The sequence below is a fragment of the Rhodanobacter sp. UC4438_H5 genome, from assembly GCF_052978405.1.
Genome location: NZ_CM129672.1, coordinates 45,263 through 67,570, shown reverse-complemented (window position 1 = coordinate 67,570; position 22,308 = coordinate 45,263). Strand labels below are relative to the sequence as shown.

Annotated in this window: 19 protein-coding genes, 1 pseudogene and 2 riboswitches; of the genes and pseudogenes, 16 read left to right on the top strand and 4 right to left on the bottom strand. The window is 67.8% G+C overall.

Annotated elements, in window-relative coordinates; genetic code table 11:
* Positions 1 to 145 precede the first annotated feature (145 nt).
* Complete coding sequence (locus tag ACVCL9_RS00290) at positions 146 to 733, top strand: YceI family protein (protein ID WP_447097122.1); 588 nt, start codon at positions 146 to 148, stop codon at positions 731 to 733.
* A gap of 9 nt (positions 734 to 742) precedes the next feature.
* Here the strand turns inward: ACVCL9_RS00290 and ACVCL9_RS00285 are convergent, their stop codons facing one another.
* The 3 genes from ACVCL9_RS00285 to metX all read right to left on the bottom strand — a co-directional run bounded on the left by ACVCL9_RS00285 (position 743) and on the right by metX (position 4,115).
* Positions 743 to 1,825: a homoserine dehydrogenase gene (locus tag ACVCL9_RS00285; protein ID WP_447097123.1), complete on the bottom strand. Its 1,083-nt coding sequence runs from the start codon at positions 1,823 to 1,825 to the stop codon at positions 743 to 745.
* The gene (gene metB / locus ACVCL9_RS00280) at positions 1,822 to 3,012 is read right to left on the bottom strand and encodes a cystathionine gamma-synthase (protein WP_447097124.1); all 1,191 of its coding nucleotides are present in this window, start codon (positions 3,010 to 3,012) and stop codon (positions 1,822 to 1,824) included. Before metB ends, ACVCL9_RS00285 begins: the two co-directional genes overlap by 4 nt.
* A 92-nt stretch (positions 3,013 to 3,104) precedes the next feature.
* Positions 3,105 to 4,115, bottom strand: a complete 1,011-nt coding sequence (metX, locus tag ACVCL9_RS00275; protein WP_447097125.1) for a homoserine O-succinyltransferase MetX — start codon at positions 4,113 to 4,115, stop codon at positions 3,105 to 3,107.
* Between the two features lie 86 nt (positions 4,116 to 4,201).
* Positions 4,202 to 4,318: riboswitch (SAM riboswitch) on the bottom strand.
* A gap of 178 nt (positions 4,319 to 4,496) precedes the next feature.
* On the opposite strand from metX, the gene ACVCL9_RS00270 reads away from it, so the two are divergent.
* From ACVCL9_RS00270 to ACVCL9_RS00230, 9 genes and pseudogenes are all read left to right on the top strand, one after another.
* On the top strand, positions 4,497 to 5,243 hold the full coding sequence (locus ACVCL9_RS00270; RefSeq protein ID WP_395116616.1) for a 2OG-Fe dioxygenase family protein: 747 nt from the start codon (positions 4,497 to 4,499) through the stop codon (positions 5,241 to 5,243).
* Between the two features lie 79 nt (positions 5,244 to 5,322).
* A complete protein-coding gene (locus tag ACVCL9_RS00265) occupies positions 5,323 to 5,676 on the top strand; it encodes a DUF1304 domain-containing protein (RefSeq protein WP_447097126.1) in 354 nt (117 codons plus the stop codon).
* Positions 5,673 to 6,356 (top strand): M24 family metallopeptidase, encoded by a 684-nt coding sequence (locus ACVCL9_RS00260; RefSeq protein ID WP_447097127.1) that lies wholly within the window; start codon positions 5,673 to 5,675, stop codon positions 6,354 to 6,356. Before ACVCL9_RS00265 ends, ACVCL9_RS00260 begins: the two co-directional genes overlap by 4 nt.
* 211 nt (positions 6,357 to 6,567) lie before the next feature.
* Positions 6,568 to 7,014 (top strand): hypothetical protein, encoded by a 447-nt coding sequence (locus ACVCL9_RS00255; RefSeq protein ID WP_395116610.1) that lies wholly within the window; start codon positions 6,568 to 6,570, stop codon positions 7,012 to 7,014.
* A gap of 236 nt (positions 7,015 to 7,250) precedes the next feature.
* The gene (fusA, locus tag ACVCL9_RS00250) at positions 7,251 to 9,380 is read left to right on the top strand and encodes an elongation factor G (RefSeq protein ID WP_395116608.1); all 2,130 of its coding nucleotides are present in this window, start codon (positions 7,251 to 7,253) and stop codon (positions 9,378 to 9,380) included.
* Between the two features lie 268 nt (positions 9,381 to 9,648).
* Entirely contained in the window at positions 9,649 to 11,526 is a 1,878-nt protein-coding gene (locus ACVCL9_RS00245; RefSeq protein ID WP_447097128.1) for a potassium transporter Kup, read from the top strand.
* Positions 11,527 to 11,619: 93 nt separating this feature from the next.
* A pseudogene (locus ACVCL9_RS00240) lies at positions 11,620 to 13,005 on the top strand (sensor histidine kinase); the annotation flags it as partial.
* Positions 13,002 to 13,724 (top strand): response regulator, encoded by a 723-nt coding sequence (locus ACVCL9_RS00235; RefSeq protein ID WP_447097130.1) that lies wholly within the window; start codon positions 13,002 to 13,004, stop codon positions 13,722 to 13,724. The pseudogene ACVCL9_RS00240 and the gene ACVCL9_RS00235, both read left to right, overlap by 4 nt.
* 21 nt (positions 13,725 to 13,745) lie before the next feature.
* On the top strand, positions 13,746 to 15,191 hold the full coding sequence (locus ACVCL9_RS00230) for a M20/M25/M40 family metallo-hydrolase (RefSeq protein ID WP_447110621.1): 1,446 nt from the start codon (positions 13,746 to 13,748) through the stop codon (positions 15,189 to 15,191).
* 39 nt (positions 15,192 to 15,230) lie between these two features.
* On the opposite strand, the gene ACVCL9_RS00225 is transcribed toward ACVCL9_RS00230, so the two are convergent.
* Positions 15,231 to 15,797, bottom strand: a complete 567-nt coding sequence (locus tag ACVCL9_RS00225; protein WP_395116598.1) for a manganese efflux pump MntP — start codon at positions 15,795 to 15,797, stop codon at positions 15,231 to 15,233.
* A gap of 33 nt (positions 15,798 to 15,830) precedes the next feature.
* A riboswitch (yybP-ykoY riboswitch) is annotated at positions 15,831 to 15,970 on the bottom strand.
* Positions 15,971 to 16,106: 136 nt separating this feature from the next.
* On the opposite strand from ACVCL9_RS00225, the gene ACVCL9_RS00220 reads away from it, so the two are divergent.
* The 6 genes from ACVCL9_RS00220 (at position 16,107) to ACVCL9_RS00195 (ending at position 22,241) form a co-directional block, all read left to right on the top strand.
* Positions 16,107 to 17,501: a M20/M25/M40 family metallo-hydrolase gene (locus ACVCL9_RS00220; protein WP_447097131.1), complete on the top strand. Its 1,395-nt coding sequence runs from the start codon at positions 16,107 to 16,109 to the stop codon at positions 17,499 to 17,501.
* A gap of 151 nt (positions 17,502 to 17,652) precedes the next feature.
* Positions 17,653 to 18,003, top strand: coding sequence for an HVO_A0114 family putative DNA-binding protein (locus tag ACVCL9_RS00215; RefSeq protein WP_447097132.1), 351 nt, complete (start codon positions 17,653 to 17,655; stop codon positions 18,001 to 18,003).
* Positions 18,004 to 18,124: 121 nt separating this feature from the next.
* Complete coding sequence (locus tag ACVCL9_RS00210) at positions 18,125 to 18,658, top strand: hypothetical protein (protein WP_447097133.1); 534 nt, start codon at positions 18,125 to 18,127, stop codon at positions 18,656 to 18,658.
* Positions 18,659 to 18,732: 74 nt separating this feature from the next.
* Positions 18,733 to 19,122 (top strand): hypothetical protein, encoded by a 390-nt coding sequence (locus ACVCL9_RS00205; RefSeq protein WP_447097134.1) that lies wholly within the window; start codon positions 18,733 to 18,735, stop codon positions 19,120 to 19,122.
* A 557-nt stretch (positions 19,123 to 19,679) separates the two neighbouring features.
* Positions 19,680 to 21,281, top strand: coding sequence for a peptide chain release factor 3 (locus ACVCL9_RS00200; protein WP_447097135.1), 1,602 nt, complete (start codon positions 19,680 to 19,682; stop codon positions 21,279 to 21,281).
* Between the two features lie 63 nt (positions 21,282 to 21,344).
* Positions 21,345 to 22,241, top strand: coding sequence for a CPBP family intramembrane glutamic endopeptidase (locus ACVCL9_RS00195; RefSeq protein WP_447097136.1), 897 nt, complete (start codon positions 21,345 to 21,347; stop codon positions 22,239 to 22,241).
* The last annotated feature ends 67 nt before the right edge of the window (positions 22,242 to 22,308 follow it).

Sequence of the window (22,308 nt, the reverse complement as noted above, 5' to 3'; positions counted from 1 at the left end):
GCGCGCCCCATTCGATCGACGAGACGCACGGCCCAGGCCGTGCGTTTTCGTTCATGCGTGCCTGGCCGTGTCGATAACGCGGAGGCCCGTTCGTCGCCCGGACATGCATCCATCTTCGGCTGCGCATTTCGAACGGGAGTCGCCCATGTTTTCCAACCGCACCGCCGTCGCCACCACCGTGTTCCTGCTCGCCGCCAGCGGCAGCGCCCTCGCCGCCGCCACGACGTACCGGATCGATCCGGATCACACCTACCCCAGCTTCGAGGCCGATCACATGGGCGGGCTGTCGGTATGGCGCGGCAAGTTCAACCACACTCGCGGCACGGTGACGCTGGACAAGGCGGCCGGCCTCGGCACGGTGGACGTCACCGTCGACATGACCAGCGCCGATTTCGGTCAGGAGCAACTCAACAAGGGCGCGCGGGGCAAGGATTTGTTCGAGACGGCGAAGTATCCGCAGGCCCGGTACACCGGCAAGCTCGTCGACTTCGTCAATGGAGCGCCGACCCGGGTCACAGGCAAGCTGACCCTGCACGGCGTTACGCATCCGCTGGACCTGAAGATCGACAGCTTCAAGTGCATGCAGCACCCGGTGTTCAAGCGCGAAGTCTGTGGCGCCGATGCGCTGGCCACGTTCCGGCGCGACACCTTCGGCATCGATGCCGGCAAGGATTACGGCTTCGGCATGGACGTGACGCTGCGCATCCAGGTCGAGGCGATTGCGGCCAAGTGAGACGCGCCCTCACCCCAGCGCCAGCACATCCCCCAGCAACGCCTGCGCTGTCACTTCCGGGCCGGCGCCCGGGCCCTGGATCACCAGCGGCTGGGTGTTGTAGCGGGTGGTGGTGAGGGCGAACTGGTTGTCGGTGCCGTACAGGCGCGCGGCCGGATGGGTCAGCGGCACTTCGGCCAGGCCCACGCGAGCCAGGCCGCGCTGGTTGAGTCGGGCGAGGAAGCGCAGCACGCAACCGCGCGAGGCGGCGGCCGCGTGACGCGCGGCGAGCGGCGCATCCAGCTCGCCCAGTCGCGCCAGGAACGTGTCGGCATCGAGCGCACGCAGCGCCTCGGGCACCAGGCCTTCCACCTGCACCTCGTCGCTGCCCAGCGAGAAGCCGGCGTTGCGCGCGAGGATCAGCAGCTTGCGCGCCACGTCCTCGCCGGACAGGTCCGAGCGTGGATCGGGCTCGGTGTAGCCCAGCCGACGCGCCTCGCGCAGCAGCTCGGAAAACGGCCGGCTGCCGTCGTACTGGTTGAACAACCACGACAGCGAGCCGGAGAACACGCCCTCCAGCGTGAGCAGGTGATCGCCGCATGCGCGCAGCCGACGCAGCGTGGACAGCACCGGCAGGCCCGCGCCGACCGTCGCCGAATCACCATAACTGCCGCCACTGCCCAGCGCCGCCTGCAGCGCGCGCCAGCCGGAGAGTTCACCGCCGGCCAGCGCCTTGTTCGCGGTGACCACGTGGTAGCCGTGCGCCAGCCACTCGGCGTGGCGCGCGGCCAGCGTCGCGCTGGCGGTGGCGTCGACGATCACTTTCGTCGCCGCCTCGCTGGCGTCCAGTGCCGCGAGCAGGCTGGCGTTGTCGCGCGGCGCGCCGTGCTGGTTGAGCTGCTCGCGCAGGCCGCGCCGGGCCAGCCGGTCCGGATCGGTCTGCTGGCGCCGCGAGTTCGCCGCACCGACCAGGCGCAGCGAACGGGCCGCGTCGGTGTTGAGCAGCTTCAGCAAGGCACCACCCACCACGCCGGTGCCGAGCAGCACGATCGCCGTGGTCGACGCCGCCGCGCCGCGCGCGTGGAGCGCGCGCTCGGCCAGCACCGCGCTCATGCGGGCACCCGGCGTTTGGACGTCCGTACCGCTTCGGCGCGGGCCAGTGCGGCGTCGACGTCGCGCAGCAGGTCGTCGCCGTCCTCGATGCCCACCGACATGCGCAGCAGGCTGTCGGAAATGCCCGCCGTGCGCCGCGCCTTCGGCGCCATCGAGGCGTGCGTCATGGTCGCCGGGTGCGCAATCAGGCTTTCCACGCCGCCCAGCGATTCGGCCAGCGAGAAATATTCCAGTCCATCGACGAAGGCCTCGATCTGCGGCACGTCGCCGTCCAGTTCGAAGCTGAGCATGGCGCCGAAGCCGAGCTGCTGGCGCGCCGCCAGCACATGGCCGGGGTGGCCGGCCAGGCCCGGGTAGTAGACCTTGCGCACGGCAGCATGGCCGTCCAGCCGCTCGGCCAGGCGCGCCGCGTTCTCCTGATGCTGGCGCAGGCGCACGCCCAGCGTGCGCAGGCCGCGCAGGGTGAGGTAGCTGTCGAACGGCGCGCCGGTGAGCCCGGTGCAGTTGGCCCACCACTTCAGCTGCTCGGCCACCGCCGCGTCGCGCGCCACCACAGCGCCGCCGACCACGTCGCTGTGGCCGTTGATGTACTTGGTGGTCGAGTGCACCACCACGTCCGCGCCGAGCAGCAAGGGCTGCTGCAGCGCCGGCGACAGGAAGGTGTTGTCGACCACCAGCAGCGCGCCGGCCGCATGCGCGGCTTGCGCGACGTGGCGGATGTCGGTGATCCGCAGCAGCGGATTGGATGGCGTCTCCACCCATACCAGCGCCGGCTTGCGCGCCAGCGCCGCGGCCAGTGCCACGTTGTCGGTGAGGTCGGCGAACTCGACCGCGAAGCGCCCCTTCTTTGCCCACGCATCCAGCAGGCGCCAGCTGCCGCCGTAGCAATCGTGCGCCGCCAGCACGGTGGCGCCGGGCGGCACCAGTTCCAGCGCCAGCGCCACCGCCGACATGCCGCTGGAAGTGACCACTGCGCCGGCGCCCTGCTCCAGCTCCGCCAGCGCCTCGGCCAGCAGATCGCGGGTGGGATTGCCGCTGCGCGAATAGTCGTATGCGCGCTTGCGACCGAAGCCCTCGAAGCTGTAGTTGGTCGACAGGTGCAGCGCCGGCACCACCGCGCCGTGCTGGGTATCGCTTTCGATGCCGGCGCGCACGGCGCGGGTACAGGGGGCGGGGGTGGCGCTCATGTCGTTCTCCGGATCGTCTTCGTCATGTCTTCTGGTCGTAGGGCGGGCACCGCCCGCCGCCGGTGCCGGGCGAATGGCGGGCAGTGCCCGCCCTACAGGGCTAGCGCCTCGCGCAGCAGCGGCGCGAGTTGTTCGGGTTCCTTCAGGAAGGCGTCGTGGCCGTAGGGCGACTCGACCACTTCGAGCGTGGCCGGGCCGCGCAGGCGGCGCTGCAACTCGCACAGGTCGGCCAGCGGCACCAGCCGGTCGGACGGAAAGCCGATCAGCGTCGCCGGCGCGGCCACCTGCTCGGGCTCGACCTGGTGCAGGTCGATCGATTCGGACAGGGCGAGGAAGCGATCGGCATCGAAGCGCTCGACGAAACGCCGGCCCTGGTGCTCCAGGTAATCCTCGACCGGGAAATGGAAGCGTTCCGCGCGCTGCTCGGGCGCGCCGGCGAAGCGGCGACCGAATTCGGCGCTACCGCGATAGGTGGTGATCGCCAGCTGCCGCGCCAGCGCCAGCGCCTCGTCGACATGGCCGCTGGCCTGGCCCAGCCGCACGATGCCGCGCTGCACGCTGCGCTGGGCGGTGCTGAGCGGGTGCGGCCGGTGGGCACCGGCCAGCAGCACGAGTCGGTCTGCCGCACGCGGATGGCGGGCGGCGAAGGCCAGCGCCACCATCGCACCGTAGGACGAGCCGACGAAGGCATGCGCGCGGGCGATGCCCAGCACGCGCAGCAGGCCAGCCAGCGCATCGGCCTGGTCCTCGCTGGAGACTGCCTCGGCGCCGAGTTGCGCGCTATCCAGCCAGTCGATCGACAGCACCCGGCAACGCGTCAGGTCGATCGCCGCGCCGTCGTTGGCCAACTCCCGCCACCAGCCGGCCGCACCGCTCACATCGCAATCGGCCGAGATGCCGCCCTGCACGATCACCGTGGGTCCCCCCACCGCGCCGTGCCACGCGTAGCCAACCTCGACTTCGCGCGGGCCGCTGCCGTACTTCGGCTGCAGGATCAGCCGGCGGCTGTCGCGCCGGGCGGCCAGGCGCAGGCACGGTTCCCCCGACGGCACGAACGCGTCGTGCGGGGTGTCGATACATCGGGCTTGGGACTGCAAGGTCATGCCAGTGGCTCCGGTCGGCATCGCCCCGCGGGGGACCGGAGTGGCCGCCGCCCGTGACTCGGCGGCGCAGGCCGCGAAACGGGTGACGCCCATCTACCGGCAGGTGCACCGCGCACCTCCGCAGGAGTTGGCACCTTGACGGAAACGCTCCGCAGGTTGCCCCGGCTTCAAAGGGCCTGTCCCTCAGCCGGTCTCGATGAGTGGACGGATGGTGGCGCCTGGAACGCCTTGTGTCAATAGACGTCTAAACATCTAAACGTTTATATGGGTGGGTGACATTCCGTTGCATTTTCGAGCGATGGCGGCGGGCAGTGCCCGCCCTACGGGTTGCGCGATCGGCGCACTGTCCGGCTGCGGGGGATGCTGCTACCGTGTCGCCCCATGACTCCCCCTCTCGACCGCCCCGCCTTGCAGGCCCGCCTGCATCGCGACGGCTTCGCCTTCGTCACCGCCGAACACATGCGCCAGTTGCTGCCGATGCCGGAGATGGACGACTGGCCGGCCTTTCGCGCCAGCTGGAACGACTTGGCACCCGACACCTACCTGGCGGCGGTAGGTCGGCATCGCAGCCGGCGCCACGCCACGTTCGCGATCGAGCCGGACGGCACGCTGCAGCGCCAGCCGCACCAGCCGCACTGGCAGAGCGCGCGCTACAACCCGTTGCAGGGCGACATCCAGCGCTGGTTCCTGCCGATCCGGCCGGCGCTGGCCGGTGGCGCCAGCATGCGCTGCATCCTGCAGTTTGCGCATGCGCTGTTCGCCCCGATGGCGGCCGGCGGGCCGCGCCGCTGGCATGTCGAGACGCACCAGTTCCGCATCGAGGCGCGCGCCGACGAGCCTGGCGAGCCCACCCCGGAGGGCGTCCACCACGACGGCGTCGACTACGTGCTGGTGCTGCTGATCGACCGCCAGAACATCGAGAGCGGCACCACCACCATCCACGCCGATGACGGCGCGCTGCTGGGCAGTTTCACCCTGGCCCATCCGCTGGACGCGGCCATGGTCATCGACGCCCGCGTCAGCCATGGCGTCACCGCGGTCACCCCGATCGACCCGGCGCAAGCGTCGCATCGCGACGTGCTGGTGGTGACCTTTCGCGCTGCGGCGCCGGCGTCCCCCGGCGCCTGAGCGCACCTCGCCGGCGGCCATTTGCGCCATCGAATCGGCCGCTGCGACAATCACCGAACGGCCTCATCGCGAGCACGCCATGCCCCTCGTCGCCAACCTCCTGATCGTCCTGATCGCGCTGCTGCACCTGTGGTTCCTGATCCTCGAGATGTTCCTGTGGACGCGACCTTCCGGTCGCCGCGCGTTCGGCCTCAGCGAGGAGTTCGCCGAACAGTCGCGTGCGCTGGCGGCCAACCAGGGGCTGTACAACGGCTTCCTCGTCGCCGGGCTGATCTGGGGCGTGTGGCTGGGTCCGGACGGGTTCGCCATCAAGGTGTTCTTCCTTGGCTGCGTGCTCGCCGCGGGCGTGTTCGGCGGGCTCACCGCGGCGCGCAAGATCCTCTGGTTCCAGGCACTGCCGGCCGCGGTCGCGTTGCTGCTGGTGCTCGCTTGAGCCGCGCGCAGGGCACCACCCGGGAAGCGGTGGGGGCGCGCTTTGATCCGGCGCTGATGCTGCGCGCCCGCGAGCGCAGCTGGGCGGCGCTGCAGGCGATTCGCGCGCGCATGCAGCCGGGCATCAGCGAACCCGAGGCGGTGGCGCTCGCCCACGAGGTGTTCGCCGAACTCGGCAGCGAGCGGTTGTGGCACCGGCCGCTGATCCGCATCGGCCGCAACACCACCAAGGGGTTCCGCGAACCTTCCGAGCCGGGCGTGCGGCTGGGCGAGAACGACAGCTACTTCATCGACCTCGGACTGGTCTTCGACGGCCACGAAGGCGACGTGGGCGATACCTTCGTGGTCGGTCACGCGCCGCAACGCCAAGCCTGCGCCGACGCGGCGCGCGCCCTGTTCCGGCAGGTGGCCGACGCCTGGCGCCACGACGGCCTGAGCGGCCGCGCCCTGTACGCCTTCGCCGCCCAACGCGCCGCGGCCATGGGCTGGCGTTTCAACCAGGCGATCAAGGGCCACCGGGTCAGCGATTTTCCGCATGCGATCCACCACGGCGGCGACCTCGGCGACCTCGACCGCGTGCCGGCCAGCGGCCTGTGGATACTGGAGATCCAGCTCGCCCACCCGAGCGAACCCTTCGGCGCCTTCCACGAAGACCTGCTCGAGGGCAACCGCCTGAGCTGAGGGTCGCGCCGGTCACAAGCTGACGCATCGCGTCGCTGGCCGCCGGCAGCGCGACCGGCCGAGGCAGGCGCAGCCTGGGCCGGCGCTGCCCGCGCTGGCGCGGCCGGCGGCGTGGACAAGACTTTTGGCACCGCTCGTGCATGAGCCAAGGCAGGCAACGCGACGCGCCCCATTCGCCGGGTCGTCGCCACTGGGGAACGAGGACACGCACATGCTGGCCACTACAACCGACTCCGCCGATACGTCAGATCGACACGACCAGACCGTGCGCCGCTTCATGGAGCACGCCCGCGCGGTCGCCGCCGGCGAAGCCGAGGGCGACGTGTTCACCTGGTTCCTGGCCGGCGAATACCAGTGGGAAATGGAAGCCGCCGGCACCTGGCTGGTGGAATCGCCGGCAAGCCGGTTGTCCGTGACGGAGAAGGACACCATGCGCCACTTCATGTCGTGCATGCCGGCGATCCGCGACGCCATCCTGGACGGCCGCAAGGCCGCCGCACGGCGCAACGACAGCTCACTCGCGCCCGAATGGACCGACTGGCTGGAACTGGCCGCGCTGCCGAGCTGGAACGACTTCACCATCCGCACCGCGATCCTGCTCAGCCAACTGGGCGAACCGGCGCGCAACGACCCGCACTACGGCATCGTCGCGGGCTGAGCCTGCGCCCCCTCCCCGGCTTGCGGGGGAGGGTCGGGTGGCTCGCTCCCGGCAAACGAGGAGCGAGAACAAGAACCTCATCCCCTCACCCTCCCCATCCCCGGGGGAGCGGCAGCGCGTGGCGCACCGCCACCCGTGCCCGGCCACGCCCTGATCCCTGCACGTCCCTCCTCGCTACAATGGGCGGATCGCCGGTCGCATCCTGCGCTTCCGGCCCTCTCCAATGGACGCGCGTCATGGCTCGCAGCAAACCTCTGCAACGTTTCCGCAACATCGGCATCATCGCGCACATCGACGCGGGCAAGACCACCACGACCGAGCGCGTGCTGTACTACACCGGCCGCAAGCACCAGATCGTCAACACGCACGAGACCAAGGACGGCAAGGGCTCCACCACCACCGACTACATGGAGCAGGAGCGCAAGCGCGGCATCACGATCCAGTCGGCGGCGGTGACCACGGAGTGGAAGGGCCATCAGATCAACCTGATCGATACCCCGGGCCACGTCGATTTCACCATCGAGGTGAACCGCTCGCTGCGCGTGCTGGACGGCGCCGTGGTCGTGTTCGACGGCGTCGCCGGCGTGGAGCCGCAGACCGAGACCAACTGGCGCCTGGCCGACCAGTACCACGTGCCGCGGCTGTGCTACGTCAACAAGATGGACCGCATCGGCGCCAACTTCGCGCACTGCGTGAAGGGCATCCGCGAACGCCTGAACGCGCCGGCGCTGCTGTGCCAGGTGCCGCTGGGCAGCAGCGACGAGTTCTGCGGCATGGCCGACCTGGTCGCCGGCGTGGCGCTGATCTGGCAGTCCGACGACAAGGACAGCAAGTGGGAGACGGTCTCCTTCGAGGAGGCGCAGCAGCGCCTGAAGTTCGCCACGGCCGCCGACAACGAGTGGCTCTCGCAACTGCCCGCGCTGCGCCAGGAGCTGCTCGAACACGCGCTGGCGATGGACGATGACGCCTTCGAGCGCCTGATCGAAACCGGCGAGCACGACCCGGAAGTGCTGAAGAAGTGCATCCGCACGGGCTGCGTCAGCGGCAAGCTGGTGCCGGTGCTGTGCGGCTCCTCGTACAAGAACAAGGGCGTGCAGCAGCTGCTGGATGCCGTGGTCGACTACATGCCCTACCCGGGCGAGAACGGCGGCATCTCCATCGTCGACGAGGACGGCAACGCCATCGGCGAACAGCCGGTCACCGACGATGCGCCCGCGCGCGCGCTGGCGTTCAAGGTCATCAACGACCAGTTCGGCACGCTGACCTTCTGCCGCATCTACTCCGGCGTGATCCGGAAGGGCGACACCCTGCTCAACGTCACCCGCGGCAAGAAGGAGCGCGTGGGCCGCATCGTCGAGGTGCAGGCCGACCACACCCGCGAGATCGACGAGACCCGCGCCGGCGACATCTGCGCCTTCGTCTCGATGAAGGAGACCGAGACCGGCGACTCGCTGAGCGACCCGGCGCACCCGGCCCTGCTCGAACGCATGCGCTTCCCCGACCCGGTGATCAGCGTGTCGGTGGAGCCGAAGAACCGCAACGACGTCGACAAGCTCTCCACCGCGCTCTACAAGATGGTCAAGGCCGACCCCTCGCTGCGCATGGAGGTGGACCAGGAAACCGGCCAGACCGTGCTCAAGGGCATGGGCGAGCTGCACCTGGAAATCACCATCGACCGCATGCGCACCGAGCTGGGAGTGGAAGCGAACATGGGCAAGCCCAAGGTCAGCTTCCGCGAGGCGTTCGGGCAGACGGTGGAGCACACCTACACGCACAAGAAGCAGTCCGGCGGCTCCGGCCAGTTCGCCGAGGTCACGATCATCTTCGAGCCGGGCGAGCCGGGCTCGGGCGTGGTGTTCTCCGACGAGGTGGTCGGCGGCCGGGTGCCGCGCGAATACATCCCCGCGGTGCAGCACGCGATCGAGGTCGAATCGCGCCAGGGCCAGGTGGCCGGCTACGAGGTGGTGGATTTCAAGGCGCGCCTGATCGACGGCAAATACCACGACGTGGACTCCTCCGCACTGGCCTTCGAGATCGCCGGGCGCGCCTGCTTCCGCGAGGCGCAGAAGCTCAGCAAGCCGAAACTGCTCGAACCGATCATGAGCCTGGAGGTGGTCACCGAGGCGAGCTACCTCGGCGACATCATCGGCGACATCAACCGTCGCCGCGGCAGCATCTCCGACCAGGGCCAGAAAGGCACGTCAGCCTTCGTGCAGGGTTTCGTGCCGCTGTCGGAGATGTTCGGCTACATCAACTTCCTGCGCTCGGCCACCAGCGGCCGCGGCAACTTCAGCATGATCTTCGACCACTACCAGGAAGTGCCCGCCAGCATGGTGGAGAAGCTGATGGAGAAGGAGGCGAAGTAGGTCCGACAGCCGCTGCGGCGAGAACCACCGCGACACATGGAGCAGGCCCGGGAGCTGGCATCCCGGGCCTTTTCGTTGGTGGCTGCTCGCGGCGACCACGGCAATTTTTACGCGAATTTTATGCCGTCAGCGCGTGGCGCTATGCCGCTGTTACGGCCCGACGCCCAGACTGCGCGCCTGATCCATTCCAGGCAGTGCAGATGTTTCACCTCGTCGTTCTTCCCGTCGCACCGGCATCCGCCGGGCCCATCGCCATCGGCCATGGCGCATGAACAACCCGTCGCAAAGGCGCCGGCTCGCCGCCCTGGCACTGGGCGCCGTGGGCGTGGTCTACGGCGACATCGGCACCAGCCCGCTCTACACGTTGAAGGAAGTGTTCGGCGAGCATGGCGTACCGGTCACGCCGGCGAACGTGCTGGGCGCGCTGAGCCTGGTGTTCTGGTCGCTGATCATCGTGGTGTCGATCAAGTACGTGCTGTTCATCATGCGCGCCGACAACAACGGCGAAGGCGGCATCATGGCCTTGCTGGCGCTGGCCCAGCGCAGCGCGCGCGACGTGCCGTATCTGCGCATGGGCCTGATCGTGCTCGGCCTGTTCGGTGCCGCCCTGTTCTATGGTGATGGCGTGATCACGCCGGCGATATCGGTACTGTCGGCGGTCGAGGGGCTGAAGGTCGCCGCACCGGGGCTGGAGCCCTGGGTGCTGCCGATCACCGTCGGGGTGATCATCGGGCTGCTCTGGCTGCAGAAGCACGGCACGCATCGGATCGGCGCCGTGTTCGGCCCGGTCTGCGTGATCTGGTTCATCAGCATCGCCGGCCTCGGCGTGCTGGGCATCGCGCGCCATCCGGAGGTTCTGCGGGCGCTCAGCCCGACCTACGGCATCGACTTCTTCCTGCGCAACCACGCCGAGGCGTTCTTCGCGCTCGGGGCAGTGGTGCTGGCGGTTACCGGCACCGAGGCGCTGTATGCGGACATGGGCCACTTCGGCAGGCGCCCGATCCAGTTGGCCTGGTTCAACTTCGTGCTGCCGGCGCTGGTGCTGAACTACTTCGGCCAGGGCGCGCTGATCCTGCACGACCCCGCCGCGGTGGCCAATCCGTTCTATCACCTGGTGCCGCGCTTCATGCTGTATCCGATGATCGCGCTGGCCACGACCGCCACCGTGGTTGCCTCGCAGGCGGTGATCTCCGGCGCGTTTTCGATGACGCGCGAGGCGATGCAGCTGGGCTACATGCCGCGCATGCGGGTGGTGCACACCTCGTCGGAGATGGCCGGCCAGATCTATGTGCCGTGGATCAACCGAATCCTGTTGATCCTGATCGTGGCGGCCGTGCTCGGCTTCCGCTCGTCGGACAACCTGGGCGCTGCCTATGGCATCGCCGTCACCGGCACCATGGTCACCACCACCCTGCTGGCACTGGTGGTGGCGCGCTACCAGTGGCGCTGGCGCCTGCCGGCCGTGATCGCCACGGGCACTGCCCTTCTCACGGTGGACGTCGCCTTCTTCAGCGCCAACCTGGTCAAGGTGGAACACGGCGGCTGGTTTCCGCTGGCGCTGGGCCTGTGCGTGTTCGCGGTGATGACGACCTGGCGCCGCGGACGCGAACTGGTGGTACGGGAAATCCAGCAAGGCGGCGTGGCGTTGGCGCCGTTCATCCGCAACCTGGCGGATCATCCGCTGGTGCGCGTGCCGGGCACCGCGGTGTTCCTGACCGCCAATGCCGAGGCGATTCCCAGCTCGTTGCTGCACAATCTCAAACACAACAAGGTGCTGCACGAGCGCAATGTGCTGCTTACCGTCGAGACACTGGATACGCCCCGGGCCGAACCTCCGGAACGACTTGAATGGACTGCGCTGGGCCAGGGCTTCACCCGGTTGCGCCTGCGTTTCGGTTTCAGCGAGGACCCGGACATGCCGCTGCGACTGGCACAGTGCGGCCATCACGGCCTGCCGTTCGACATGATGGATACCACCTTCTTCCTGTCCCGCGAGACCGTCGTGGCCGGCCGGCATGCCCACGGCATGGCGGCTTGGCGTGACCGCCTGTTCGCCTTCATGGCGCACAATGCGCTGTCCGCGACCGCGTTCTTCCGGATTCCCGGCAACCGGCGCATCGAACTGGGATCGGAGGTGGAGATATGACACCACATCGGCCATCGACCCATCGCCGGGAACACCCGTCGCATGCATGAGCCGGCGCCACGCCGCCCGCACGACGCGGCCGCGGCCGCGGCCGACTACCTTTTCGCCACCGCGGTCACGCTGGCGGCTTTTGCGCTGACTTTCGTTGCCGACCGCTACCTGTCGATCGCCAATCTCTCGCTGATCCTTCTGACCGGCGTGCTCGCCGTCGCGGTACGCAAGCGCATGGCGGTAGCCGTCTATACGGCCGTATTGTGTTTCCTCGGCTACAACTTCTTCTTCACCCGCCCGCGGTACACGCTGGCCATCGCCAACGGCGACGACGTGCTGGCGATCGTGCTGTTCCTGATCGTCGCGCTCGTCTGCAGCCGCATGGCCACCCGGCTCTCCGACCAGATCGCCTCCCTGCGAACCGCGCAGCAGCGCACGCGCACGCTGTTGCAGCTGGGCAGGCAACTGGCCACCGCCGCCGGTGCCGCGGCGATTCGCGAGGTCGGCGCTCGCGCATTGACGCAGGCGGTCGGCGCAACCGCCCACATCAACCCTGACGAGCAAGCATCCGCCGTCGATCGGAACGGTGAGTCCGGCGGCGAGTGGGTGGTTCCGTTGACCGTCGGCGCCCACGGCCACGGCACGGTGGTGTTTGCCACGCGGGGTTCGGACGAACCCGATGCCGAGCGGCGCGAGCTGGCCCTCGCGATGGGCCAGGACATCGCCCTGGCACTGGAACGCGCCCGCCTGGGGCACGAGCTCGAGCAGGCCCGCGTGCAGGGCGAAACCGAGCGGCTGCGCAATGCCCTGCTCTCCTCCGTCTCGCACGACCTGCGCTCGCCGCTGGCTTCGATGATCGGTGCCGCCGACACCCTAGCCATGTACGAAACGCAGCTGCCGCGGGACGAACGGCAGGAGCTGCTGCAGTCGATCGTGCATGAGGGCCAGCGGCTGGACCGCTACATCCAGAACCTGCTGGACATGACCCGGCTCGGCCATGGCGCGCTCAAGCTGCATCGCGACTGGGTCGATGCGACCGAAGTGCTGGTGACCGCCACCGACAGGCTGCGCCGGTTATTCCCGGCGCTCGCCGTGCAGACCGCGCTGCCGCAGGAGACGGTACTGCTCTATGTGCACCCGGCGCTGATCGAGCAGGCGCTGTTCAACGTGCTGGAAAACGCCGCACACTTCTCGCCGCCCGACGAGGCCGTGCGCCTGGAGGCGGCGGTGATCGGCGAACAGCTGCAGATCGAGGTGATCGATCACGGGCCGGGCATTCCGCCGGATGAGCGGGCGCGCATCTTCGACATGTTCCATTCGGTCTCGCGTGGCGATCGCGGCAACAACGGCACCGGGTTGGGCCTGTCGATCTGTCGCGGCATGATCGGCGCGCACGGCGGCAGCGTGGAAGCGCTGGCCACCGCTGGCGGCGGCACCACCATCCGCATCACCCTGCCCCTGCCACCCGCACCGGAGAGCAGCGCTTGAACACTTCCGCGCCACGCGTGCTGGTGATAGACGACGAGATGCAGATCCGTCGCTTCCTCGACATCGGCCTGCGTGCCGGGGGTTATCAGGTACTGCAGGCGGCCAACGCTGCCGAAGGCCTGGCCCTGGCCGCTACCCAATCGCCCGATCTGGTCATCCTCGACCTGGGCCTGCCCGACCGCGAAGGCCATGAAGTGCTGGCCGAATTGCGCCAATGGAGCTCGGTGCCGGTGCTGATGCTGTCCGTGCGCAGCGCCGAGAGCGAGAAGGTGCGCGCGCTGGACAACGGCGCCAACGACTACGTGACCAAGCCGTTCGGCATGCAGGAACTGATGGCCAGGCTGCGTGCCCTGCTGCGCCACCATCCCGCCACCGGCGCGGCCGACGTGCCGCCGCGGTATGACGACGGCCATCTGGCGATCGACCTGGCCCGTCGCGAAGTCAGCCTCGATGGCAAACAGATCGCGCTGACCCGCAAGGAGTACGCCGTGCTCTCCCTGCTGCTGCGCCATGCCGGCCGCGTGATCAGCCAGCAGCAATTGCTGCGCGAGGTGTGGGGGGCGACGCATGTGCAGGACACGCATTACCTGCGCATCGTGCTGGGCCGCCTGCGCCAGAAGCTGGGCGATGATCCCGCCGCGCCACGCTGGCTGAAGACCGAGCCGGGCATAGGCTACCGTTTCCTGGACGGCAGCGGCGACGAATCCGCACCCAGCTGAAATCCTTGCCGCCACTGGCTGATGGGCGTGCACTGGCGGATATACTCGGCGTTCAACGCCACTGCCTGGAATGCCGCCATGTCGATGCGCCACTTGTTGCCCTGTGTTGGCCTCGCGTTGGCGCTTGTGCAACCTTCCAGCGCAGGCGCCGAAACCACCGCACAGCTGATGCCCGAAACCATGGCCATGCTGCGCCATGCCATCGCCGCGCAGACGGTGGAAGGCAAGGGCCAGGTGCCGGCATTCGCGCGCTATCTCGCCGGCAAGCTGGAATCGGCCGGCTTCGCCAAGTCGGACATCGAGGTCATCCCGGTCGGCGAGACCGCCGCGCTGGTCGCGCACTACCGCGGCAGCGGCAAGGGCAAGCCGATCCTGCTCTCGGCGCACATGGACGTGGTGGCGGCCAACCCGAAGGACTGGAGCCGCGACCCGTTCACGCTGATCGAGGAGAACGGCTACCTGTACGGCCGCGGCACCTCCGACATGAAGACCAACCTCGTCACCCTGGTCGCCACGATGATGCGCTTCAAGCGCGAGGGCTTCGTGCCCGGCCACGAGATGATCCTGGTGTTCTCCGGCGACGAGGAGACCGCGATGGCTTCCACCCGCGAGCTGGCCAGGCGCTACCACGACGCCGAGTTCCTGCTCAACGCGGATGCCGGCGGCGGCACCTTCGACGACCAGCTGAAGCCGGTGGACTATGAAATCCAGGCCGCCGAGAAGACCTATGCGGACTTCCTGCTCACCGTCACCTCGCCCGGCGGCCATTCCAGCGAACCGACGCCCGACAACGCGATCTACCGGCTGGCCCAGGCGCTCGATCGCGTCGCCGGCTACGCCTTCCCGGTGCAGCACAACGAGATCACCCTGGCCTCGCTGAAGGCGGTGGGCGAACACAGCCACGGCCCGCTGGCGCAGGCCATGCTGCAGTTCAGCGCCCACCCCGACGACGCCCGGGCCGCGGCGGTCATCTCGGCCGACCCCGCCTACGTCGGCCAGCTGCGCACCACCTGCGTGGCGACCATGCTCGACGGCGGCCACGCACTCAACGCCTTGCCGCAACGCGCCAGCGCCAACATCAACTGCCGCATCTTCCCCGGCACCAGCGTCGCCGCCGTCGAGGCCACGCTCCACCAGGTGGTGGCCGACCCCAGCGTGAAGATCACCGTGCAACAACCGCCGCCCGTGCAAAGCCCGGCTTCGCCGCTGCGCGAGGACATCGTGGCCGCCGTCACCGCCACCGTGCACGAGCGCTTCCCGGGGCTGGACGTGGTGCCCGGCATGTCCGCCGGCGCCTCCGACAGCCTGCACTTCCGCAACGCCGGCGTGCCCAGCTACGGCGTCTCGCCCAACTTCGGCAAACCCGGCGACAGCTTCGCCCACGGCCTCAACGAAAAACTGCTGGCCTCCGAGGTCCCGGCCGCGCTGGATTTCTGGCACAGCCTGCTGACGAAGCTGGCGAAGTAAGCCGCTCGGCGCGACCGTGCCAGCGGGGTGGGCGTCGCCTCACCCGGCCAGGTGCTCGTACAAAATCACCACGCCCACCCCGATCAGGATGAAACCGCCGATCATCTCCGCGCGCTTGCCCACCACCTCGCCCAGCGCGCGACCAAGCATGATGCCCAGCGTGACCATGCTGAAGGTGCACAGGCCGATCACCACCGCGACCACCGCGATCGGCGTATCGACGAAGGCCAGCCCCACGCCCACCGCCAGCGCGTCGATGCTGGTGGACAGGCCGGTGATGGCCAGCCCGACGAAACCGTGCCGCTTCGCTTCATCGACCGGCTCGTCCGGCTCGGGCTTGAGCCCGTTCCAGATCATGTGCAGGCCCAGTGCCAGCAGCAGGCCAAACGCGGCCCAGTGGTCCCAGGCCTCGATGTAGCGCGAAGCGCCCTTGCCCAGCAGCCAGCCGACGACCGGTGTGATCGCCTCGATCACGCCGAAGATCGCGCCGGCACGCAGCGCCTGGGACAGCCGCGGGCGCGCCATCGCCGCGCCCTTGCCGATCGCCGCGGCAAACGCATCGGTGGACATGGCAAAGCCAAGCAACAGGATGGAGACGGGGTTCATGAGCAGCCATTCGGTCGGGCCAGGCGCAACGGCACCACGACGCGCCCGACCTTCGTTGCGCCGTGAGCCGTTGGTCTCGCCAACCAGGATCGGTGTCTTCGCCACGGCGGATGGACGCCGAGCATGTTGACGAAGACGCCTCGCCGCAGCGAGGCAGGCTACTCCCCAAGGGGTAATGCGCCGCCGATGGCACCAGCCGCGCGGCGGCAAGCTTAGCACGATGGCGCGGGCACCCAGGCGGCAGATGCACGCGCGCGGGCCGCCGCGCATACTCGGTGCTTCGTTCATGACGTCGACAGGGGATCTCGCATGAAGGGACCACGAGCACTCGGACCCGCCGCGGCCACGCTGGTTTTCTGCGCCGGCATCGGCATGGCCCATGCCGGCAGCGCCGCCGAGGCACAGCCCGAAACCATGGCCATGCTGAAACACGCCATCGGCATCCACACCGTCGAAGGGCAGCACCAGGTGCCGGTGCTGGCCGCGTATCTGGCGGACAAGCTCAAGGCCGCCGGTTTCCCCGCCGGCGACGTCGAGATCATCCCGGTGGGCGAAACCGCCGCGCTGGTCGCACGCTACCGCGGCACCGGCGAAGGCAAGCCGATCCTGCTGTCCGGGCACATGGACGTGGTGGCGGCGAACCGCAAGGACTGGACCCGCGACCCGTTCACCCTGATCGAGGAAAACGGCTACCTCTACGGCCGCGGCACCGCCGACATGAAGACCGCGGTGGTGGTGCTGGTCGAGACGCTGATCCGGCTCAAGCGCGAAGGCTTCCAGCCGCGCCACGACCTGATCCTGCTGCTGTCCGGCGACGAAGAGACCGCGATGGCCTCGACCCGCGAACTGGCCAGGCGCTATCACGACGCCGAATTCCTGCTCAACGCCGACGCCGGCGGCGGCACCCTCGACGCCGAGACCGGCAAGCCCTTGCTGTACCAGATCCAGGCCGCCGAGAAGACTTATGCGGACTTCCAGATCGCCCTGACCTCGCCCGGCGGGCACTCCAGCGAACCCGGCGCGGACAACGCGATCTACCGGCTGGCGCGCATCATCGACCGCGTCGCCGCCCACCAGTTTCCGACGGAAAGCAACGAGATCACGCTCGCCTCGCTGCGTGCCCTCGGCGCCCACATCCCCGGCCCATTGGGCGCGGCGATGACCCGCTTCGCCGCCCATCCCGACGATGCCGCCGCGGCGGCCACCATCTCCGCCGACCCCGCCTACGTCGGCCAGATCCGCACCACCTGCGTGGCAACCATGCTCAACGGCGGCCACGCGCTCAACGCGCTGCCGCAGCGCGCCAGCGTCAACATCAACTGCCGCATCTTCCCAGGCACCTCGGTCGACAGCATGCGCGACACCCTGGTCAAGGTGATCGACGACAAGTCCGCCAGCGTGACCCGGCAGTCGTCCACGCCGGTGGCCAACTCCGCCTCGCCGTTGCGCCCGGACGTGATCGCCGCCGTCACCGCCGCCGTGCACCAGCGTTTCCCGGGCGTGGACGTGGTGCCGAGCATGTCCGCCGGCGCCACCGACAGCAAGCACTTCCGCAACGCCGGCGTCCCCAGCTACGGCATCGATGCCGCCTTCACCAAGCCCGACGACACGTTTGCGCATGGACTCAACGAAAGGCTGCCGGCTTCGGAGGTCGAGGCGGGGCTGGAGTTCTGGCATCGGGTGCTGACGCAGCTGGCGAAATGAGGTAGATAGCAGAGCTGGCGTAATGTCGGCTCCCGACCGTAGCGAACACTCGAAAATTCACCCTGACCCGGGTTTCTGACCCGGGTTTCTCACAGCAACTGCCAGAGGATTTCTTCAACGAAGTCGACCGCGTACTTGAGGAAATGAAGTCATGAAAAAGCTGGTCATCGGCATCGCCTCCCAGCAAGCCATCCGCGCCCGCGCACTGGCCGTTGCACGCGGCGATCATCGGCCACGCCCCGGCGAGCCGAAGGTCTGGTTCACCTCCATGCGCTCGCTGGCCGAAGTGTTGTCCGACGACAACCGCGCGTTGCTGCGTGTCATCCGGGAACAGAAGCCCGCGTCACTGAGCCAGCTCGCGGAACTCACCGGCCGCGCACCCAGCAATCTTTCGCGAACGCTCAAGACGATGGAACGCTACGGCCTGGTCGAGATGCGCCGTACGCTGCGCAACGTGCAGCCTGTAGCCACGGCCAGCGAGTTCGTGATTCAGGCCGCGTGAGGTCGACGATTTAAATGAACTTGACCTCTTTGTTTGGCCGACCTTGTTTTCAGAGCCTAAGCAGGACGATTACTGATCGACTTTTCTACAGCTAGGTTAGCTACCAATAAGGGAGAAGGTATTGTCCACAATTACTGTTCGATCAGAAACCCAACGCAATGCAGTTGCCAACGAGGTTTCTGCACTAATCGCCGTCGTGCGCCCGATTTTAGAAGGCTTACTCCATAGCCTTAAAGAAGATGTGACTGAAGAAGTCGGCGGCCTCAACGACGTTAAGCTGAAATTGCTTCCCCGACTATATCGCGCCGGTGACGGAGACTGCGGAATCTGCTTTGAATACGCGGTCCACGACGCCGTAATGAGGAGAGATGCGGACGTCCTGCAGCGTGTCGAAGACGCCTTGAAGCAATGTCGTGTTCCCGGCACTGCTTACCAGTCAATACTTTTCGGGGCCGAGAAGAAGGGGGCTAGCCAGCTCATTGCTACAGCCGAAGAACTATTGACTGATGACTCACGTCTTCTCACTGGCAAACGCTCACAGCCACCGAAGTTGAAGGGTTATCTGAACACTCTTGCTGCCGCATTTCGCCGCCCAACGACTCGTTTATCGCTCCCAACGAGTATCAACGGACTCTGGAAGGCAGACCTTTTTTAGGCACAAGTGACGGTGATAGATACGTAGGAACCACCGTCAAGATCAATCAAGCACAGTTAGAGGCTGCAAACGGCTTGCGCGTCGGCATTGTCCCGGCGAGCCAAGGCGGATCAGATCGCATCAGAAAAGATGAAAAGCGAAATCTAATTGTCTGCCCGCTCCCTTACGACCAGTCATTTATGGAGGTATTTTTCAGCGCGTGGGGGATAGTCCAGCAGTTCGTTCATGCAGATGCTCAGATGCCCAAGGATGTGGCGCTACCCATCCCTTCACACCGACAGGTTTGTCGAGAACTAGTGACTCGCCGCGAATTTCCGGTCGTTGACGTGATCCAAGCTCTTCTGCCGCTTGCGCAACCGGAGTTGCTTATTACAGACAAAAGTACGCAGAAGCAGACGGTGATTGGCTCCGGCGCTCTGCTTCTGGATGGTCTTATTTCACCAGTACCGCGGCGCGTCAGCTGATAGTTAGTAATTTAAGCGGGATCTCGACTAAAAACTCGGGCCAGTGTCTTTTGAGCAGCTGCTTTTGACCGAGCTGAAACACTCGCACACTGGCGAATGGTGCTCAAAGCATGGGCTCTGCCGCTCGGCTCTTCCGCCAACGCGCAGCGGTGGCGCGCCGCTCTACCCGGGGCCCCTGTGCGGCGGTGAGGCGGGGTCGACAGGCCGCGTAGCGGGCGAGGCCATGGACGGCCTCGCCTTTTCGCGCGGGCAGGAGCCCGCTCGAAAAGCCCGGCCCCGACTCACGGACTTGCCGCCCATGGATGGGCGGCAAGCGCCAAGCGGGGTGGCCTTTCTCTTTGGTTACTTTCTCTTTGGCCACGCAAAGAGAAAGTAACTCGGGCGCCGCAGGCGCACGAAAGCTCTTCGCTTTGCATCATCAGACCAAAAGGCAACAGCATCGCCCGCGAGCGGGCTCCTACAATGGAGCCGCGGGCTGGTTGCCGCTGCAAAGGAGCCGAGCCGCACCCCCGATCCACGCTACAATTACCGGTTCGCGCTCCAGCCGACCCGCCTCCATGCTCTCGCATCTCCAAGAAACCCGCCGCCGCCGCACCTTCGCCATCGTCAGCCATCCTGACGCGGGCAAGACCACGCTGACCGAGAAACTTCTGCTGTTCGGTGGCGCGATCCAGATGGCCGGCTCGGTGAAGAGTCGCAAGACGTCGCGCAGCGCCACCTCGGACTGGATGGCGCTGGAGAAGGAGCGCGGGATTTCGGTGACCTCGTCGGTGATGCAGTTCCCGTACGACGGCAAGATCGTCAACCTGCTCGATACGCCGGGACACGCGGATTTCTCCGAGGACACCTACCGCGTGCTGACCGCGGTGGATTCGGCGCTGATGGTGATCGACTGCGCCAAGGGCGTGGAGGAGCGCACGATCAAGCTGATGGAAGTGTGCCGGCTGCGCGACACGCCGATCATGACCTTCATCAACAAGCTCGACCGCGAAGGCCGCTCGCCGATCGAACTGCTGGACGAGGTGGAGTCGGTGCTGGGCATCGCCTGCGCGCCGCTGACCTGGCCGATCGGCATGGGCAAGCGGCTGAAGGGCGTGTACCACCTGGCGCTGGACGAGGTGCACATCTTCGAGCAGGGCAAGAATTTCACGCGGCAGGATTCGACCATCTTCAGGGGCCTGGATGCGCCTGGGCTGGAAGAGAAGATCGGTGCCGAGGCGATGCGCGAGCTGCGCGAGGAACTGGAGCTGGTGCAGGGCGCCGCGCCCTCGTTCGACCTCGACGAGTACCTCGCCGGCCGGCAGACGCCGGTGTTCTTCGGCTCGGCGGTGAACAACTTCGGCGTGCAGCTGCTGCTGGATTTCTTCGTCGAGCATGCGCCGTCGCCGCGACCGCGCGCCACCACCTCGCGCGAGATCGAGCCGGAGGAGGAGAAGCTCTCCGGCTTCGTGTTCAAGATCCAGGCCAACATGGACCCGGCGCACCGCGACCGCGTGGCCTTCATGCGCGTGTGCTCGGGCACCTATACGGCCGGCATGAAGATGATCCAGACCCGCACCAACAAGGAGGTGCGCATCGCCAACGCGATGACCTTCATGGCCAGCGACCGCGAGATCGTCGAGACGGCCTACCCGGGCGACGTGATCGGCCTGCACAACCACGGCACCATCACCATCGGCGACACCTTCACCGAGGGCGAGCTGGTCACCTTCACCGGCATCCCGAACTTCGCGCCGGAGCTGTTCCGCCGCGCGCGGCTGCGCGACCCGCTGAAGATGAAGGCGCTGCACAAGGGCCTGGCGCAGCTCTCCGAGGAAGGCGCCACCCAGTTCTTCCGTCCGCTGATGTCGAACGACCTGATCCTCGGCGCGGTCGGCGTGCTGCAGTTCGAAGTCGTCGCCTACCGGCTGAAGGACGAGTACAACGTCGACGCCAGCTTCGAGCCGGTCGGCGTGAGCACCGCGCGCTGGGTGCACTGCGACGACGAGAAGAAGATGGAAGAGTTCCGCGAGAAGAACGCGATGCACCTGGCCATCGACGGCGCAGGCGAGTTGGTCTACATCGCGCCGACCCAGGTCAACCTGCAGCTCGCGCAGGAGCGCTGGCCGCAGGTGCGCTTCGCCGCCACGCGCGAGCACGCCGCCTCCGTGGAAGCCTGAGCAGCCCACTGGCCAGCACGCCGGCGCGCCGCTACCGTGGGCGCTCGCACGAGGGGAGGCTGCATGCAGCAACAGACACTGGCGTTTTCCACACCGGTCGCGGCACCACGATGGCAGCGCTGGCTGCTGTTTTCCCCGCCGGCGCGGATCGCGATCTTCGTGGCCTGGCTGGTGGGCTTCATGATTGCGGTGCAGTTCGTCTTCTTCGCGCTGGGCCTGGGCAAGGACACGCCGGTGCTGCGCGACCTCGCGCAGTTCGCCGCGCGCGCGCTGGTGCCGCTGGCGGCGTACCTGATCCTGGTGAAGCAGATCGAACGCCGGCCGCTGATCGAGCTGGCGCCGCGCACGCTGCTGCCGCAAGGCCTGCTTGGCGTGCTGATCGGGCTGGTCCTGTTCAGCGCCGTGGTGGCGGCCTTGTGGCTCGCCGGCAGCTACCGCGTGGAGGCCATCCGCGCGGATGCACCCTGGCTGGGCGCGCTGCTGGTGGTGGGCCTGGGCGCCGGCATCGGCGAGGAGATCGTGTTCCGCGGCGTGCTGTTCCGCATCGTCGAGGAAGGCCTGGGCACATGGTGGGCGCTGGCCGTGTCGGCCCTGCTGTTCGGCGCGGTGCATATCGCCAACCCCGGCGCCACGCTGTGGAGCTCGGCGGCGATCGCCATCGAGGCGGGCCTGCTGTTCGGCCTGCTTTACCACGTGACCCGCTCGCTGCCGGTGTGCATGGGCGTGCACGCGGCATGGAACTTCGCCCAGGGCACCATCTACGGCATCCCGGTGTCGGGGTCGCGGGCGGAAGGCTGGCTGGTGTCCACCCGCAGCGGCCCGGACTGGCTGAGCGGCGGCGTGTTCGGCGCCGAGGCCTCGGTGGTGGCACTGGGCCTGTGCCTGGCGTGCGCGATCGGACTGCTGTACGTGGCGCGGCGGCACGGCTCGATCGTGCCGCCGATCTGGCGTCGACGCTGAGCCGGTGACCGCCGCGCGCCAGCGCTCACTCCGGACATGCGGCAGACGCCGCGGCGAACTGCGATGA